The 17893-nt window shown below is 65.5% G+C and carries 9 protein-coding genes, 1 tRNA gene and 1 pseudogene; 2 read left to right on the top strand and 9 right to left on the bottom strand.

Annotated elements, in window-relative coordinates; translation table 11 throughout:
* Positions 1 to 92 precede the first annotated feature (92 nt).
* Positions 93 to 167: transfer RNA gene (locus ETX26_RS01805), tRNA-Val, on the top strand.
* 144 nt (positions 168 to 311) lie between these two features.
* Here the strand turns inward: ETX26_RS01805 and ETX26_RS01800 are convergent.
* From ETX26_RS01800 to ETX26_RS01755, 8 genes are all read right to left on the bottom strand, one after another.
* Positions 312 to 1337 (bottom strand): TerC family protein, encoded by a 1026-nt coding sequence (locus ETX26_RS01800; protein ID WP_129523000.1) that lies wholly within the window; start codon positions 1335 to 1337, stop codon positions 312 to 314.
* Positions 1338 to 1434: 97 nt separating this feature from the next.
* Positions 1435 to 1596 (bottom strand): DUF465 domain-containing protein, encoded by a 162-nt coding sequence (locus ETX26_RS01795; RefSeq protein ID WP_129522999.1) that lies wholly within the window; start codon positions 1594 to 1596, stop codon positions 1435 to 1437.
* A 434-nt stretch (positions 1597 to 2030) separates the two neighbouring features.
* Complete coding sequence (locus ETX26_RS01790; protein ID WP_129522998.1) at positions 2031 to 2399, bottom strand: response regulator; 369 nt, start codon at positions 2397 to 2399, stop codon at positions 2031 to 2033.
* On the bottom strand, positions 2392 to 4572 hold the full coding sequence (locus ETX26_RS01785; RefSeq protein ID WP_129522997.1) for a PAS domain-containing sensor histidine kinase: 2181 nt from the start codon (positions 4570 to 4572) through the stop codon (positions 2392 to 2394). Before ETX26_RS01785 ends, ETX26_RS01790 begins: the two co-directional genes overlap by 8 nt.
* 765 nt (positions 4573 to 5337) lie before the next feature.
* Complete coding sequence (locus tag ETX26_RS01780) at positions 5338 to 5868, bottom strand: OmpH family outer membrane protein (RefSeq protein WP_129522996.1); 531 nt, start codon at positions 5866 to 5868, stop codon at positions 5338 to 5340.
* Positions 5869 to 5886: 18 nt separating this feature from the next.
* Positions 5887 to 6318: a cell envelope protein SmpA gene (locus ETX26_RS01775; protein WP_129522995.1), complete on the bottom strand. Its 432-nt coding sequence runs from the start codon at positions 6316 to 6318 to the stop codon at positions 5887 to 5889.
* Positions 6319 to 6349: 31 nt separating this feature from the next.
* A complete protein-coding gene (locus tag ETX26_RS01770; RefSeq protein ID WP_191984675.1) occupies positions 6350 to 15124 on the bottom strand; it encodes a beta strand repeat-containing protein in 8775 nt (2924 codons plus the stop codon).
* Between the two features lie 235 nt (positions 15125 to 15359).
* Positions 15360 to 15899 (bottom strand): hypothetical protein, encoded by a 540-nt coding sequence (locus ETX26_RS01755; protein ID WP_129522991.1) that lies wholly within the window; start codon positions 15897 to 15899, stop codon positions 15360 to 15362.
* Between the two features lie 661 nt (positions 15900 to 16560).
* On the opposite strand from ETX26_RS01755, the gene ETX26_RS01750 reads away from it, so the two are divergent.
* Positions 16561 to 17232 carry a TetR/AcrR family transcriptional regulator gene (locus tag ETX26_RS01750; protein ID WP_165271676.1) on the top strand — a complete coding sequence of 224 codons (672 nt, stop codon included), beginning with the start codon at positions 16561 to 16563 and terminating at the stop codon, positions 17230 to 17232.
* A 187-nt stretch (positions 17233 to 17419) separates the two neighbouring features.
* Here ETX26_RS01750 and ETX26_RS14415 read toward each other — a convergent pair.
* Positions 17420 to 17852: pseudogene (locus ETX26_RS14415) on the bottom strand (Ti-type conjugative transfer relaxase TraA); the annotation flags it as partial.
* Between the last annotated feature and the right edge of the window lie 41 nt (positions 17853 to 17893).

Below are 17893 nucleotides of genomic sequence, written 5' to 3'. Positions count from 1 at the left end.
TGCCACTCCGTGCATTACCGCGCTTGCCAAGCCCGGCAACGCATGGCAAAGGCGCGCCCCTGCCGTGGAGACATGCCACGAGGCACTCCGGCGGGCGCGTAGCTCAGTGGTAGAGCACACCCTTCACACGGGTGGGGTCGCAAGTTCAATCCTTGCCGCGCCCACCATGAACAGCGCGGGTATGGCTACAGTCTCGCGCAGCTCTGCCCGAAGCGGCGCCAGCTCGTGATCTTGAATCATCGGTCCTAGTTCGCGTCCCGTGATCAAATGCTTTCTGTTCCCCGTCATGGATGGAGCGCGATAAGGCCGCTCTACGCGTCTTTGCGCCCCGGATCCTCTGCCTCCATTTCTGCCGGCCAGTCGGGCTCCGGCTGACCGCGCGTCTTCCACAGTGAGTATAGTACGCCAGCAGCGATAAGCGCGAAGGTGACGCCGAGGCTGAGGGCCGGCGGGAACTTGTCGCCGCCCAACACGAAATCCGCAACGAAGATCTTTGTGCCGATGAAGACCAGCACCGCTGCTAGCGCGTACTTGAGATAGTGAAAGCGATGAACCATCGCCGCCAACGCGAAATACAACGCGCGAAGGCCCAGGATCGCCATGATGTTGGAAGTGTAGACGATGAAGGTGTCGGTGGTGATGGCGAAGATCGCCGGCACGCTGTCGACCGCGAACACGAGGTCGGCGAGGTTGATCACCACGAGTGCGAGGAACAGCGGCGTCGCCGCGCTCACCAGCTTGCCCGTCTTGGGATCGGGGGCCTTCACGAAGAAGCGCTGACCGTGAAGCTCTCGCGTCACGCGCATGTGCCGGGAGATGAACCTCACTGCCGGATTGTTCGCCACGTCCATCGGCTGGTCGCCGGCGAAAAACATCCTGATGCCGGTGAAGACCAGGAAGGCGGCGAACAGGTAGAGCACCCAGTAGGCTTCGTTCACCAGCGCCGCGCCGCCGGCGATCATCAGACCGCGCAGCACGATCACCGCGATGATACCCCACAGCAGCGCCCGGTACTGGTACTTCGGCGGGATGGCGAAGTAGGTGAAGATCAGGCTGATGACGAAGACGTTGTCGATCGACAGCGCCTTCTCGATGAAGAAGCCGGTATAATACTGCATGCCCGGCTCAGGGCCGCGGGCGTACCAGACCCAGGCGCCGAACAGCAGAGCGATGCCGATGTAGAATGCGGAGAGCTTCAGGCTCTCCCCGATGCCCATCTCCCGGTCTTCCTTGTGGAGCACGCCGAGGTCGAACGCTGTCAGGGCAACAACCAGGGCGAGGAAGGAAAGCCAGAACCAGGCTGGCGTCCCCAGCCAATCTGCAAATAGGAACTCCATGCGGGACTCTCTTCTCGGGTATCAGGGAACGGGATGACCGGAGCAACGGTTGCGAGGCCCCCGGGCTTGGTCTACCGGTCGGCAAACTGGGCGGCGCTCACGCGGCGCGCATCGTGAACCGGTGAATTAGCCCCTTTGCCTTCCTCTTCAAGCTGCGCAGCCGGGCAACCTCGTGGCTGTCGGCACGCTGCTGCGCGAAGCGCAGCAGCTCGTCGATTCGCTGATGCCTTTCGATCAGGCGGAACAGGCGCGAGTGCATTCGTACATCTCCTCTAGTCGACCGTTGGTCACCGGAGGATCCGTGCTTTTGGGGAGCGCGTTGCGCCGGGCCTCTAGCATCGGATCATCCGATGCGGTCCGACATCACGAGATCGGTCTCGTCAGAGGGGCCCGGCCCGCAAGCCAACAATGGGAAGCGCCGCGACCCCTGTCAACGGAAGAGAGGCATCGGATGCGACTTTGATCGTCGCGCGGTGTTGGGCCCTGCGGGCAAGGATCTGCTGCAAGACTGAAAGTGGCCAGCGCCACGCCCATGAGCCTGCTCGATAGCTGCTCGCCGGCTGCGCGGAGCGAAGCGGCCGGGCCGGTCTTCGCGAGAGCGGCGGCGCAGCGAGCGTCCTTCGCCGGCGAGCTGTTGGGCATGCCGCCCACGCCGGAGACCACGCGAGCCGCACGGAATTCTGGAAGCCGTGTTCAGTCGCTCGGCAAGAGCACGCGTTCGATCGCCTTGCGAAGTTCCCAAGGCGCAAAGGGCTTCGTGAGCACCGGCCGGTCTCGCAGGTCCGCGGGCACACCGGCGCTACCGTAGCCGGTGCAGAAAGCGAACGGGATTGGGCGGCCAGCCAGTCCGCGCGCGAAGTCGATCGTCGTCTCGCCAGAGAGATTTACGTCCAGCAGCGCGAGATCGACATCGATTGTCCGGACGGCGTGCTCGGCTCTGGCCACGCTGGCCACGGACGCCGCGATCTCGCAACCGAGTTCCTCGAGCATTTCCTCGAGCATCATCGCGACAATCGACTCGTCTTCGACGATCAGAACGCGAACTCCGGCGAGATCAGGCATCTTCCGCCAACACTCCGAGCGGCACTTCGATCCGGCACTCGACGCCGCTTTCGGCAAATCGCAGGTCAAGCCGCCCGCCCAGGTCGCGACGGATGCAGCGTTCGATAAGCCGCGTGCCGAACCCCTGCCGGTCCGGCGCACGCACGGATGGCCCTCCGCATTCCGACCACTTCAGTTCGAGCGCGCCGTCTGCATCACCCGACAAGTCCCAATCGACCGAGAGGACGCCGTCGGGCCCGCTCAGCGCGCCGTATTTCGCCGCATTCGTCGCCAGTTCGCTCAGCACCATGGTCATCGAGAGCGCCGTGCGCGGGTCGAGTTCGACGTGCGGTCCGTTCATTCGCAGGCGTCCCCGGTCGCCGCTGTAGGGTGCAACTATATCGTCAAGCAGCTTCTCGAGAGGCGCGCTTGTCCAGTTGCGGGCCGTCAGGAGATCGTGCGCCCTCGCAAGAGCGAGGAGGCGCGCCTCGAAGGTCTCGCCGAACCCATGCAGGTCCCGCGCATGCCTGGAGGTCTGCCGGGCCAGCGACTGCACCGTAGCCAGCGTGTTTTTGACCCGATGATTGAGTTCGTCGATCAGAACCTTCTGCCGCGTTTCGGCCGCCTTCCGGTCGCTGATGTCGACCAGCATGTTGACTGCACCGATGAGCCGCCCGTCGGCATCGCGCAGCGGCGTCGGGTAAGGGATGAACGGCGTTCTGCTTCCGTCGGGGCGCTCGGCTATCGCCTCCTCGCCGCGAACTGCGCGCTCCTCGCGCAAGGCCACGGCCATCGGGCATTCCTCGTGCGGCAGCGGCGTTCCGTCCGGCCGGTAGAGCTTCCAGGTCACGCACCATTCGTCGACGCCGAGTTCGGGGGTGCGCCCGGCTAGGTCCGCAGCCGCCTGATTATAGAAGGTTATCCTGCCTTCTGCATCGGTCGTATAGATCGCCGCCGGCAGCGCCTGCAGCAAATCGCTCAGGCGGCGCTCGTTCGCGCGGAGCTCCTCCTGCATGCGCTTGCGCTCGGTCACGTCCTGCATGATCCGCACCCCGAAGCGGAAGTGCCCTTGCGCGTCACGAACCGACGAGCTTGAGACCTCGAGATGGATGATCGAGCCATCGCCCCGGATGGCGCGCTTCTCGCTCGCGTAGCTGTCGATCTCACCGCGAACCTGGCTCTGATACTGCTGGGATTCGCGAGCGCGGTCCTCCGGGTGGGTGATTTCGACCAAGCTGGAAGAGAGCACTTCATCGCGGGTGCGGCCGAGGATGCTGCACAAGGCGTCGTTCACGCGGATGTAGCAGCCCTGTTCGTCGACCTCGGCTATCCCCACGGGAGCGGCCTCGTGCGTCGCGGCGAGGCGCTCATCGCTCTCGCGTTGCGCCTGCTCCGCCTTGCGCCAGTCGGTCACATCGATTGTGAAGCAGCGAGTGTTAACAAACTCCCCGTCCTCGATACGGCTGTTCGAGGTGATCAGCACCTCGCGAATGGAGCCGTCCTTCGCACGCAGCCGGGCCGGATGGCGATCGAGCTGGTCGCCGCGTGATAGGCGGTGAAGAATATCGTCGATCACGGGGGCATCGGCATGGAAGTCCGTGATCGATCGTCCGATGTACTCATCGGCGGAGTAGCCGAGCAAGTCGAGTTCTGCGCGATTTGCGCGCAGGATCGTGCCGTCGCCACTGACGATGTGCAGACCGACGGCACCGTTATCGAAGAAGTCCTCGAGGTCGCGATTCTTGCGCACGAGCTCTTCCTCGAGCGCCTTGCGCTCTGAGATGTCCTGGATGCAGTTGATTGCGCCCTGAACCTCACCGTCCGGACCACGCAGCGCCCGAACGTTCACGAGCGCAGTGATCTTCGTGCCATCCGGCCGCTCGATCACGACTTCGCCATTGCGCGTTCCCTTGCCCGTCTCGACGGCCTCAGCCATTGGGCAGTCTTCGAGTGCGAGCGGCGTTCCATCGACCAGGTAGAGCTTGTGCGATCCGCAGAACCGTTCCTGCCGGTCCAGCGCGGGCTTGCGGCCCCACAGCGTCTCCGCTTCCAGATTGTAACGCGTAAGATAACCTTCGGCGTCGCAGAGATAGACCGCGCCGGGCAGTGCCTCCAGAACGCTCGGTGCGGCCGCCATCAACGCCTCGTACTCGCTCAGTTGACGTGGTGGGGACAGAATCTGATTAGTGGCCATGCCCCTCAACTGCTCGCAACCATACAAGAACCCCCGGTAAAATTCGCCCGGCCGCAGGGCGGCCCCGAACGCTTTTCAAACGCAAACCAACTCCCGAGCAGACCTTCGGTTCCACCGCCCGGCGCCGGGACATTACAACAAGAGATTGGAAAAGCACAGATTTGCTGTGGAAGCCGTTGGTGGGCAAGCACACGCTCCGAAGCCATGAGAGCGATCTCGCTACACGGGCGTAGCCTCCGTTGCACCGGGGCGAACGTTGCTGGTAGGGGAAGCTTGGAGCAAGTGTGATGCACAAAAGGCCCGCGAGTGCAATTATTCTTGCCGCAGCCGTCATGTCGGCCGCGGGTGCTACTGCCTCGCCGACCTTGGGCCCGCACAAGCAGGCAGCGAATGAAGTGAGACCGTGTACGGTCACCCGTCACGCCAATTGATTCGAACAGGCTTTCAGGGGAGAACGCATGATCCCGGCAGGCGCAATCGTCTGAGCGGCAGGTGTTGCGGCATCGTCGGCCGCCAGCTCGCTGCGGTGAGGGTCGATCGGCCGGGTGTCTGGGCCCACGTCCACTTCCTGATCGGGTGCGACATCGTATCGCTATCGCGTTCGGCTGGGTACGGGGCCCTCTCACCTTCGGGCAAAGCTTCCGCCAGATCACCGAGCCGGCAGACGCTCAACCGGTGGCGGCACAGCCCCAGGGTTCGCCGGCTCTTCCGTCGACAGCCGCCGCCCCAGGCCGCCGAAGGAATGCCATCGTCAGTTGCCGCCCCTCAGCGCAGCGTCACCGCTTGCAGAATCCCGTCCATCTCGCGGGCAACCGCCGGGGTGATGTCCATCGCGTTGTTCCAGCCGTAGGAGTTGTCTCGCTCCATCACGACGCTGCAGGCGTTGCGGCTGACGACGCGGCCCAGCGCGGTGCCGAGCGCCTGATCGATCTGCTGCTGACCGCGTTGCTGGGCGGCGATGAAGCGGGCGTTCTGCTGCTGGTCCAGGACCTGCAACTGCTGGGCAAGAGCGGCCTGCTGGCGCTGGTACTCGATCGGCGCGGTGGCGTTCTGCCGCGCCGCCAGCGCGCGCTGTTGCTGCTCGATCGCGCCGCGCCGCTGCGCCAGTTCGCCCGACAGCGAGGACTGCAGTTGCTGTAACTGCCCCTGCAGCGACTGCCCGGCGCGCGAAGCGCTGATCGCGCCATCGCGCGAGAGGAGGCATAGCCCCGCGATCGGCGGCCCGAACGTCTGGGCTGCCGCGGGGCTTGCGACGCAGGTGAGGACGAGGGCGGCGGAGAGAGTGAAGGATCGCATGACCGCCCTCTCCCTCAATCAGCCTGCCGCCGCAACCCGGTCCGCGCAGGCCTGGTCCTGCCAGACCACTTCGGACACGACGACGTGGTAGCGGCCCTCGGGCTTTTCGAAGCGGATTTCCATCCGGCAGCGTGCCCGCTCGGTGCTTCCCGGCGCCAGCGGGAGGAACAGCACGTAGTTCCACCGCCGCGTAATGCCTTCGCCGAAATGCGGCGGACCGATCAGCCGGTAGATGCTGAACTTCTCCAGCCCCGGCACGATCATCCGTACCGCTGCCGGGTCGGCCGTCACACCGGTCTTCTTCTCCTCCAGCGGCGCGCGTTTGAAGGTCCCGGGATCGACCGTCGCGACGTAAGTCGCGGGGCCGGTTTCCGCGGCCTCCTGTGCGGCGGCCACGGTGCCGATCGAAGTCGCGGCGATCAGCGGAAGCGCGAGAAGTCTGGCTTTCATATGTGCCCTCCTGTCGAGCAATTTGAACGGATCAGAACTGGAAGCCGACGCCGACGTTGGCACCCGCGCGTTCCTGCGTGTCGTAAGTGGCGCCCGCCTTGATGACGGTCTTGCCGTCATCGAGCACCCGCGACAGCCCGATCGCAAACGCCGACTGCCCCTGGTACGTGCCGGCGCCGAAGGAGAGCATCCCGCGGCCCGGCTCGAACGCCTGCGGAAGACCGGCCGCCGCCAGCGCACCGGCAACGCCGGCGTTGGCGTCCTCGCGCAGGTTGCGGATATCGTAGTCGATCCCCGCAAGCCGCGAGTCGGTGTAGGCGTTCGCTTCCTTCACCGCGCCTGCAAGTCCGTCGTTGAGCTGCTGGACGTTGACCGCGTCTGTCGGTGCCACACCTGCGGCCACATTTTGAAGCCGCGTCGCAGATCCTCCCGGATTGAACGTCACCGAGTCGCCGTCGGCGTCGTACTGGACCGAGTTGTTGGCGACTTGCTGCACTTCGTAGAGCTGCGAGCCGTTCACGGCATCGGTCGAAGTGGCGTTGACCGCACCCGCGGCGACGTTCTGGACGACATTTCCGCCCATATCGACGCTCGTGTTCGCACCGACGGCGAGGCCGCCGTTGGCCGTCACCATGCCGGAGAAGGTGGGGTTGTCCACCACGCCGATCTCGAGCTCGTTGCCGTTCAGCGTCACGACCGTGTTCGAGCCGGCAGCCACGTTCAGCGTGCCGTTCGAGCCGATATTGGTCGACGGACCGCCGTCGGCCTGGATGTTCCAGCCCGCGCTTGCGGTCTGACTGACCGCATCCAGCGCATCATTGACGTTGTTGTAGCTGTTGCCGGCGACGTTCAGTTCCGTGGTGATCGTGCCAGTGGTCGGATCGTAGCTCGAGTTTCCGCCAAGGCCCTCCGCCACGCTTTCGCCGAGATTGGAGACATTGTTCTCGACGGTGCTGATGCTGCCCTCGATATCGGTCACCCGGTTGTCGAGGTTGGCAACGTCGCCTTCGACCGTCGTCACCCGGTTGTCGATGTTCGCGACGTCGCCCTCGACGTTGGTCATCCGGCCATCGAGATTGGCCACATCGCCTTCGACATTGGTCACCCGGTCGTCGAGATCTGTGATCTGAGTGCCCAAGTTCTGCTCGACGGCCTCGAGCTGGCTGACGTTCACCGCGTCGGTCGGCGCCGAACCGGCTGCGACGTTGGTGATCTGGCGTTCGGCGCCGGCGCTGCCGACCGAGACCTCGCCCGCGGAATTCTGCGGAGCGGCAAGCCCGTAGCCGGTGTAACCCGTCTGGGCGCCCACGCTGGTCACCGAGTTCGACCCGAGCGCAACGCTCGCGCCATGATCGACCCTCGCACCCGCGCCGATCGCCACGCCCTGGATGGCAGCCGACACCGCCTGCGTGCCGAACGCCAGGCCATCGGCGAGCATGACATGCGCGCCCTGGCCGATGGCGGTTCCGCCCGGTGCGATCTGGTCGACGACCGCGCCGTTGCCGATGCCGATGCCGTTGTCGGCGTTGACCACGGTCTCAGGGCCGACGGCGATGGAGTCTTCGCCCACGGCGAGCGAGTCCGGTTCGTCCGAGTTGGCATGGAAGTACTTCGTCGGTGTGGTCGCGACCGAGGCGATGGCTCCCTGAAGCTGCCGGATCGTCACCGCATCCTGCGCGCTGGTCCCGTCAGCCACATTCGTGATCTGACGATAGGACGTGTCGTTCCCCACCGACACGGCGCCAAGAAGCGTCTTGTCGGTCGTGTTGTACTCGATGTTCACCGCGCCGGCTGCAAGCTGGCCAGTCGCAGGCGCCACGGGACGATCTGCGACGGAGCCGGAGCCCAGCGCCAGCGATCCGTCGACGCTCGCCTGGGCATCGCGGCCCAGCGCCACTGCGTCTGCAGCGGTTGCACTTGCCTGATAGCCGAGCGCGGTCGAGCCGATCCCCTGAGCGAAGGCGTCCGCCTCCGCGAGTCCGGCCTCGTTGGTGCGGGCATAGCGAAGGCCCTTGCCGTTTGCATCGGTGTAAGCGTCGGAGGTGTCGCCCGCGATCTCGGTGATCGTGTCGCCCAGGTTGGCAACGTCACCTTCGACTGTGGTCACGCGGCCGTCGAGATTGGCGACGTCGCCTTCCACCGTGGTCACGCGGCCGTCGAGGTTGTCGATGTCGGTCGCGTTCTGATCGACCTGCTGGTTGGTCGCGAAGAGCTGCGAGCCGTTGACCGCGTCGGTCGAGGTCGCGCTCAGGCGCCCCGCCGCAACGTGGGTGATCGTCCGCTCGGCGCCAGCGGCGCCGACACTGACCGTGCTCGTCGGCGCAGTACCTGCAAAGGCGTAGGCATTGCCGCCGATCGTTGCGCCGGTAGTTCCCACGGCCGCATCCGTAGTGGAACCCGAGCCAAGCGCCACGTCACCCGTATTGTTGGCAACGGCATTCGGGCCGATCGCCACCGAGTTGGTGCCGAGCGCCTGCGAGTCCGCTTCGGTCGAGTTGGCGTGGAAGTACTTGATCCCCGCGCCGTTGTTGATGTCGGTGATCGTGTCGCCGAGATTGGCGATGTCGCCTTCGACCGTCGTCACGCGGCCATCGAGGTTGTCGATGTCGGTCGCGTTCTGATCGACCTGCTGGTTGGTCGCGAAGAGCTGCGAACCGTTCACCGCGTCCGTCGACGTCGCGCTCAGACGCCCCGCCGCAACGTGGGTGACCGTCCGCTCCGCCCCGGCGCTGCCGACGCTGACCGTGCTCGTCGGCGCCGTACCTGCGAAGGCGTAGGCATTGCCACCGATCGTCGTGCCGGTAGTTCCCACGGCCGCCTCGGTCGTGGAGCCGGAGCCCAGCGCAACGTCACCCGTGTTGTTCGCGACGGCGTTCGGACCGATCGCCACCGAGTTGGTGCCGAGCGCCTGCGAGTCCGCTTCGGTCGAGTTGGCGTGGAAGTACTTGATGCCGGCACCGTTGTTGATGTCGGTGATGGTGTCGCCGAGATTGGCGATGTCGCCTTCCACCGTCGTCACGCGGCCGTCGAGATTGTCGATATCCGTCGCGTTCTGATCGACCTGCTGGTTCGTCGCGAAGAGCTGCGAACCGTTCACCGCGTCCGTCGAGGTCGCGCTCAGGCGGCCTGCCGCAACATTGGTGATCGTCCGCTCGGCACCAGCCGCGCCGACGCTGACCGTGCTCGTCGGCGCAGTACCTGCAAAGGCGTAGGCATTGCCGCCGATCGTCGTGCCGGTAGTTCCCACGGCCGCCTCGGTCGTGGAGCCGGAGCCAAGCGCCACGTCACCCGTATTGTTGGCAACGGCATTCGGGCCGATCGCCACCGAGTTCGTGCCGAGCGCCTGCGAGTCCGCCTCGGTCGAGTTGGCGTGGAAGTACTTGATGCCGGCGCCGTTGTTGATGTCGGTGATCGTGTCGCCGAGGTTGGTGATCGCCGTCGTGTTGTTGGCGATATTGGTGGTGTTCTGATCGACCTGCTGGTTCGTCGCGAAGAGCTGCGAGCCGTTCACCGCTTCGCTCGAGGTCGCGCTGACCTCGCCGTCGGCCAGGTTGGTGATCGTCGTATTGGCCATGTCGAGACCGGCGGCGTCGAGCACCTGACCGCTCGCCAGAGTGACGCTGTCGGCAACGAGGTCCGCGCTGGTCGCAATGGTGATGTCGGTGCCGGTGCGGGTCACCTCGATGTTCTGCCCGTCGACGAACTGGACCGTGTCGCCCGGGGCGACATTGGTCGCGGCGTCGCCATTGGTCTGGACGTTCCAGCCCATGCCGGCGGTCGTCGCCACGGCCTCGATAGCCTGGTTGGTGGCGTAGAGCTGCGAGCCGTTGATCGCGTCGGTCGAGGCCGCATCGATGCGGCCCGCCGCGACGTTGGTCACGGTCCGCTCCGCCCCGGCCGCGCCCACGCTGACCGTCGAGGTCGGCGTCGTGCCGGCAAAGGCGTAGTTCGTGCCGTCGATCGTCGTGCCGGTGGTCGCCACCGCCGCATCGGTCACCGAGCCGGAGCCCAGCGCCACGTCGCCGGCATTGTTGGCAACGGCGGTATCACCGAAGGCAAGCGAGCCCGCGGCCAACGCGCTGCTGTCGTTGCCCAGCGCGACCGAGCCCTGCCCGACCGCCACATTGCTGTTGCCGATCGCGACCGCGCCGTCGGCCATGTTGGCGGCAGTGGCAGTGGCCGTGCCGTCCGCATTGGCGATATTGTTCGCACCGCCCGTGAAGGCGCCGGTGCCGCTGGCGTAGCTTGGGTCGCCGATCGACACCGCGCCGTCACCGAACGCGGTGTTGGAGCGCCCGATCGCCACCGCGCCGCCAGCCGCCGTGGAGGAATTGGCCGTACTGAGGTTGCCGATGGCAACGTTGCGGCCGGTCGCCCCGGTCCTCGCCGTGTCGCCGATAGCGACCGACGATACGCTTCCGGAGACGGCACTCGGGCCGAGCGCAACGGTCCGCGCGAAATTGGCGCTCGCCCCGGTCCCGATGGCAATGGCCATGATGCCGGAAGCGGACGAAGGGGCGCTGGCGCCGCCGGGTATGCCACCGCCGATCGCGATCGAGAAGCTCCCGCGCGCGGTCGCGCCGAGGCCAGTGGTCGGGCCGGAGCCGATCGCGATCGCGTAAATGCCGTTGCCCGGACCAACGCCCGCCGTTGCATTGAGGCCGAGCGCGACGGAGGAGTTGCCCAAGGCATCCGCTCCATGTCCGATGGCAGTGGCGCCCGCCGATCGGGCGAAGGCCGCCGACCCGATCACCGTCATGTTCGACTGGCCAGTAAAGTCACCGAGGACACCGGCCGCTGCGTTGGCGCCGATCACGGTGCTGTTGCCCGATCCGAACGCCTGGGCGGCGGAACCGATCGCGATGTCCCCCTCGATACCGGTTCCGGTTGCGGAAGTGACGGTGGCGCCAGGGCCGATCGCCAGGCTGTTCGCCTTCTGCGCGCTGGCATCCACCCCTATCGCCAGGGAATTCGGCGCGATCGCCCCGTCATTGTTGTAGTTGCCGCCCACGATGCCGTCGTCGTTGACGCTGAAGTAGTGCGTCGCCGCGCTGGCAACCAGCGACTGTACCGACTCCTGCACGGCGAACAGCTGCGAGCCGTTGACCGCATCGGTCGAAGTGCTGCTGATCCGCCCCGCCGCGACGTTCTGGAGCTGGCGCTCGGAGCCGACGGCGCCGATCGAGACGACGCTCGTCGGGCTGTTGCCGGCGAAATTGTAGGTCGTGCCGCGAATGGTCGTGCTCGCGGTCGGAACTGCCGCCGAAGTCACCGAACCCGAACCGAGCGCTACGTCGCCTGCATTGTTCGCAATGGCCGTATCGCCGAAGGCAAGCGAGCCCGCCGCCAGCGCGCTGCTGTCGTTGCCCAGCGCGACCGAGCCCTGGCCGACCGCCACATTGCTGTTGCCGATCGCGACCGCGCCGCTCGCCATGTTGGCGGCGGTGGCCGTTGCCGTGCCGTCGGCATTGGCGATGTTGTCCGCGCCGCCGGTGAAGGCGCCGGTGCCGCTCGCATAGCTCGGATCGCCGATTGCGACCGCGCCGTCGCCAAAGGCGGTGTTGTTGGAGCCGATCGAGACTGCCTTGCCGCCGGTCGCGACCGCATTGGTGCCGAGCGCTACCGCTTCGTCCGCGTCGGCCGTGGCGTTGGTGCCCATCGCGATCGCATTGACAGCGGAAGCGTTGGCTTCACTGCCGATCGCGGTTGCATTCTCTCCGCCGGCATCGGCGAGCACGCCCAGCGCAGTGGCGTTGGCCGCCGTCGCGCTTGCCGACCGGCCCACAGCGGTCGAAAGATCGCCCGTAGCCACGGTCCGCGCGCCCACTGCCGTACCGCCGAGATTGGCCGAACTTTCCGCCCCCATGGCCATCGATTCGAAACCATGGGACTGCGCGGCCCTGCCGATCGAGACCGTGCTGTTCCCGTCCGTGACGCTGTCCATGCCCAGCGCGACGCTCGCGAAGTTCGTGGCGTTGGCTCCGGTTCCTATGGCGACGGCGCTATTGCCGTCGGTGCTGCTGCCGGTTCCGATCGCGACCGTCTGGAAACCCAGGGCTGATGCGTCCGCCCCCATCGCGGCCGTTTGCTGTCCGTTTGCAACTGTCCCTGAGCCCAGCGCGATGGCGTCGTCATTATTGGCGGTCGCGCCAGCGCCGGCTGCGAGCGTGTTGACGCCGGTCGACTGCGCGCCGGCGCCCAAGGCGGTCGATGTAGCTCCCGACGCGTGTGCATTGACGCCGAAAGCTGCACCTGACAGCCCGGCGATAGTGCCATTGCCGACGGCGACACCGTAGTTCTGGGCTGCATCGGCCTGCCAACCGATGGCAACCGAGGTCACGCCCTGTGATTGTGCTTGATATCCGATCGCAACGGCATTGCCGCCCGTCGCCGCTGCCCCGAAGCCGAGAGCCGTGTCATTGATATTGGTAGCCGTGGAGCCGGCACCTAGTGCTATGGCACTCTGGCCCGCGGCCGTAGCGGACGACCCCACTGCGATGGCGTTGACGCCGCTCGCCAGGGCTAGTTGCCCTACGGCAACCGCTTCCGCCTGGCTCGCCACGCTCTGGCGCCCAATCGCGATGGTGTCGATATGCGACGCCGTCACGTCCGTGCCGATAGCGATAGCGCTCTCCGCAAGAGCCCCCGTTCCAGGTGCGGTGCGTGCGCCAAGATAGACGGAGTTTATCGCCGTCGCCCGGCCGCCGACGCCCGCAGCGATGGCGTTGAGACCGGTCGCGCCGTCGTTGTTGTAGTTGGGGCTGGGGCTGCCGGCATCGTTGACGCTCCAATAATGCGGCGTCGCCCCTGAGATGCTAGTCGCCAGCGCATCTATTGCCTGATTGGTCGCGAAGAGCTGCGAGCCATTGACTGCGTCGGTCGAGGTACTGCTGATCCGCCCCGCCGCGACGTTCTGGAGCTGGCGTTCGGAACCGGCGGCGCCGATCGAAACCACGCTGGTCGGGGTCGTACCCGCGAAATTGTAGGTGGTGCCGCGAATGGTGGTGCTGGTGGTCGCAACCGCTGCCCCCGTCACCGAACCCGAGCCCAGCGCAACATCCCCCGCGTTGTTCGCCACGGCCGCGTCGCCGAAGGCGAGCGAACCTGCGGCAAGGGCCTGGCTGATGTTGCCGATGGCGACGCTGCCCTGGCCCACCACGGTGTTCTGATAGCCGATGCCGACCGCGCCCTGGGCGGCCGTGCCGGCAACGCTCACGCTCTGGCCGCCGCCGCCGACCATGTTCGTGTTCCCCACGGCGATCGAGCCGTTGCCGGTCGCGGTGTTGTCCATGCCTTGGGCCACGGCGCCGTCGCCAGTGGCGGTGTTGGGATCTCCGATCGCCACCGCGCCATTGCCGCTGGCGACGTTCTGGGAGCCGATCGCAACGGCCTTGCCGCCCGTGGCGGTAGAGCCATTACCGATGGCGACGGCTTCCGCAGCGTCCGCGACGGCGCCCGTGCCTATTGCGACGGTGTCTGCGGCGATCGCCCGGCTGGAGAACCCTACGGCGATCGAGTTCAGGTCGCTGGCGCGAGCTGCGCCGCCGATCGCCACCGCGTTCTGCTCGCCCGCCGCTGCAAGTCGGCCGAGTGCGGTCGAGTTGACGCCGGTGGCACTGGCTTCCCAGCCATAGGCCGCCGCACCGGAGGCGGTCGCGGTGGTGTCGGTGCCCGCCGCAACTGCATTCGCGCCCGACACCGCAGCCCGCGTGCCAAGGGCAATGGCGGAGGAGGCGTTGACGACTGTCGCCGCATTGCCGATCGCGATGCCGTTGGTAGACGCGTCGTCGACAGCGATTATCACGCCCGAGTTGCCTGCAATGGCGATGCTGCCTGTGCCCTCCGCCCTGACCTGGTTGCCGACGGCGACGGCATTGGTGGCCGTCGCTGCGGTCCCCAAGCCGAGCGCTGTTCCTTCCAGGCCGCTGGCCGTGGCGTTATACCCTACCGCGGTGCCTCGGTCGCCACTCGACACCGCGTTGAAGCCCACGGCCATTGAATAGAGCCCGGATGCCGTCACATCCGTACCGATAGCGATCGTGCCCTGAGCGAGCGCACCAGTTCCCGCAGCGCTACGGGAACCCAAATAGATCGAGTTCAAGCTGGTGGCGTCCGCCTGAAAGCCGATGGCGAGCGCATTCTGCGCCCCCGCATTGGCGTTGGTCCCTTGGGCAATGGAATCGACCCCCGTCTGCGTGGCCGAAGATCCGATTGCGATACCGCGCAATCCGTTCGCCGTGGCCAAAGCGCCCAACGCCGTGGAGTTCGCTCCGTAAGCGTTGGTGGCCCGGCCCAACGCCGTAGCCTGGTTGCCGGACGCGTGGGAATTCACGCCCAAGGTCACCGCTGCGGATCCGGTGGCGGTCGACAGTCCGCCTATGGCGATAGCGGAATTGCCGGTCGCCTGGGTATTTGAGCCAATGGCGATTGGGTTCACCCCGCCGCTATCCGTGTTGGACGCGGTGGCCCCGGCGCCGATCGCAATGGCGCTGCCTGTCCCACCAGCTGGTAGAGTTGCTCGACTGCCAGCACCAATCGCGACCGAGTCGGCACCACCCGTGGCCGTGGCGCCGCCCGCCTGATAGTTCTGCGCCAGTGCGGGCGTTGCGAACGCGGCGCTCAGCGCCAGCACTGCCACGCCTGCCAGGAGACCGCGCGCTCCGCCGGTGGCCGCGGCGCCGGGCACGAGCGCGTCGTGCGTGCCGACGCTTACCGCGCGGGCGCCGCCGCCGAAGCCGAGGGCGCCCACGCCGAGGTTCTTGCGGTCGATGCCGAGCACGCGGTGCGCCATGCGCAGCACGGACATCAGCCGGCGCCGCTGTGAAGCGCTATGCCCGCCTCCCGCAATCCAATTTTGGGCAAACAGCGAACCACGTTGTTGCTTCGAGACTGCATCGAAACCAAGCATGACATATTCCCCTGTAGATGCCCGCACCGGAACGGGAGCAGGACGCACGAAACCACTGGCCCGCGCCCGGCGCGCGCCACTCAACCATCAGAACCGAATTATCGAGACCGGCGTGCCTTCGCCGGCCCCGTGACTACTCTTGAGTCGCCGCCATTTGCGCGACCGTCACAACAACGCAGGAATTTCCACTCGTCACCAACAGGGCCTGCCCCTGATTGCCGCCGAGATTGTAAAGCGGAACACCGGCGAGCCTTGCGGCTTCGGTGCTGCCGGCAGGAAGAAGGCTGATTATCCGAGGGCAGGGCTCCTGGAACGGCGCGACGCGCACCATTTGCCCTTCACAGGCGTTTCCGACGGGCGCCGCCAGCACGACACCGGCCGCCTGCCCGCGGATTTCAGGCGTGTCATAGTTGATTCCGGCGACGCCCTGCACCGCATGGGCGTCCGGGTTGTCACGGCTCGCGTGCACCTGCACGGCGTAAGTGGATCCGGCGGTGGCGGTCTGGCCGATCGCCGAAAACAGATTGGCGCAGCGCCGAACCGCAAGCTGGTCTGCCTGCTGGCGGAAGGCGTCGACGTTCTGCGCCGCCGGCGCGGGTGCGGCCGACTGCGACTGGGCCGCCGACTGCGCGGCGCCCAGCAGCACCGCAGCGATCGCAATTCCGCGCAGCATCGGCGCTCTCGTAGAGAATAGCTGGGCGCGCCGCCCGGCTACACGAGACGCTCCGCCGCGCCGCTTCAATCCTTCTACCGAAAAACCCATCACTGCGTCTCCTCTCAAAACTCGGCAGCGCAAGGCGGGAGGGCGAACGACATCCTTCGCCGCCGAATAGATCGACGGCGCAGAAGTATCATCTGCGGAAATCCGCATCATTTAGAGATGCAATATGAGATTCCGACCCTGTTTTGCCTGATACGCACTGCCCCTGTGCTGACTCAGCAAATGCGATATGAACAGCGTTTAGACGCGATGTCTAGCCCCTTTTTTCGGAAACAGGGGTATTTTACAATGTTTATGAGTTAGTTGCCTAAGCTAACCTAGTTCCGACGTAATTTTACTAATCGGCGCTTAACCACTATAAAGGGCTTCAAGCACTATGGCGGGGCCACCCAAGATGAGCGCTGTGCGTATTGCACGCGGAGGAGGCCAACCCGCCCTGCCCGCCAAGGAAAGGTCCCGCCCGTCTGTTTCGGTGACGAGCGACAGTAACACTTGCCCCCGCGTGAGATGCCTCCAGCAGAACAAGGGTTATTATTTGCGTATCAGGACTATTTTGACCAATTCTCCCATACAGGATACTATTGCGACTCAAGGATCGTCAGGACCAATAGAAATGACCGACTCATCAGATTCCGAGCAGCCAATACCTCCTTCCCGCGCATATCATAGGGGGAACGTCGCTGGCGATTTGCGCAAGGCCGCTGAGCGAATTCTCGCATCCGAAGACTTGGAAGATGTGACTGTTCGCAGACTCACAAGAGAAGTCGGTGTCGCACCAGCAAATTTCTACAACCACTACCAGAATTTAGACGAGCTTTTCCTCCTGATCGCTTCGTCGTCACTGGATCAGGCGATTGCCCGCGCGATCTCCATCTGGTCCAACGAGGGAAGCAAGCAGGAGCTGCTTGTCGCGTCCGCAACCGATTTCATCCGGTTCTGCTTGCAGAACAGACAGCTCATGCGCCTGATGTTGCGACGTCAAGCTCACCAGACAGCCGTCAAGTATGTGGAAACGTCTGATCGATCATTCAGTGAGATCGTCCGCTTCATTTATGGAATCCAAACCGATCCCTCTGCGCCCGTATGCAATGCCTCTCAGCACGGGGTCGCCGTGGGATATGTGGCGCTGACATACGGCTTCGCCCTGATCCTTTCCGAGGGTCGCTTCAGCGTCAATGTCGACGACGATGCGGAGCTTGCACGCTTTGTCCGGAACGGCATTCTTCCGTTTCTCGATGGCTCGGCGGCGGCTGTTCTGGGCAGTGGACGTCCCGGCACTTCATAGCGAAGACTACCGCATCTGGGTACAGGTGCTGCTAAGAACTGTCCGCGCTGATGGTAGCCGTATAGATCTTACGCGGTGCAGCTTTGTCCGAAGGTAGAGCGGTTTTACTGATTCGCAGCCCCTACTTCTCCTGCGTTTCAAAGCCCAGCCCCCGCTCCCGTCCCAGCATGGGCCCCAGCGCCTGCGCGAGCCCGGGCGTCGCCAGCACATGCACCCGGTCGATGGTCATGCCTTGTGCCTTGTGGATGGTGGCTGCGTAACCGTGATCGATATCGCGATAATCCTTGTGATCGAACGCGACGCTTCGCCCGTCATCGAGCATGACCCGCATGCGGCCGGCATCGACGCTGCGCACCTTGCCGAGCGAACCGTTCTTCACCCCGAGACTACGCTCGTGCGGAGGAACATGATCCGGTCGCCGGCCGCGAACGTTCGTATGCCGCGGGTCACTTGCAGGGTTGCCTCCTGCCCGAGCTCACCGGCGATACGCATCCTGGTTCGCACCGTTGTTGGTGTGCGTGAGGATGACGCGGCTGCTCGCCGGCTGCTCCTGCCGTTCCCGATTCCAGTGCGCGGATCAGCTGCTTGCGTGCGTCTTCACGCGTGGCGGCCGCGTGCACGTGCTCTCATGCATCCTCTGATATTCGAGGCTCGCCCGCAC

The sequence above is a fragment of the Pelagerythrobacter rhizovicinus genome, from assembly GCF_004135625.1.
GTDB lineage: Bacteria > Pseudomonadota > Alphaproteobacteria > Sphingomonadales > Sphingomonadaceae > Pelagerythrobacter > Pelagerythrobacter rhizovicinus.
Note: the sequence above shows the minus strand (reverse complement) of the source record. Positions and strands in the feature narration are given on the sequence as shown.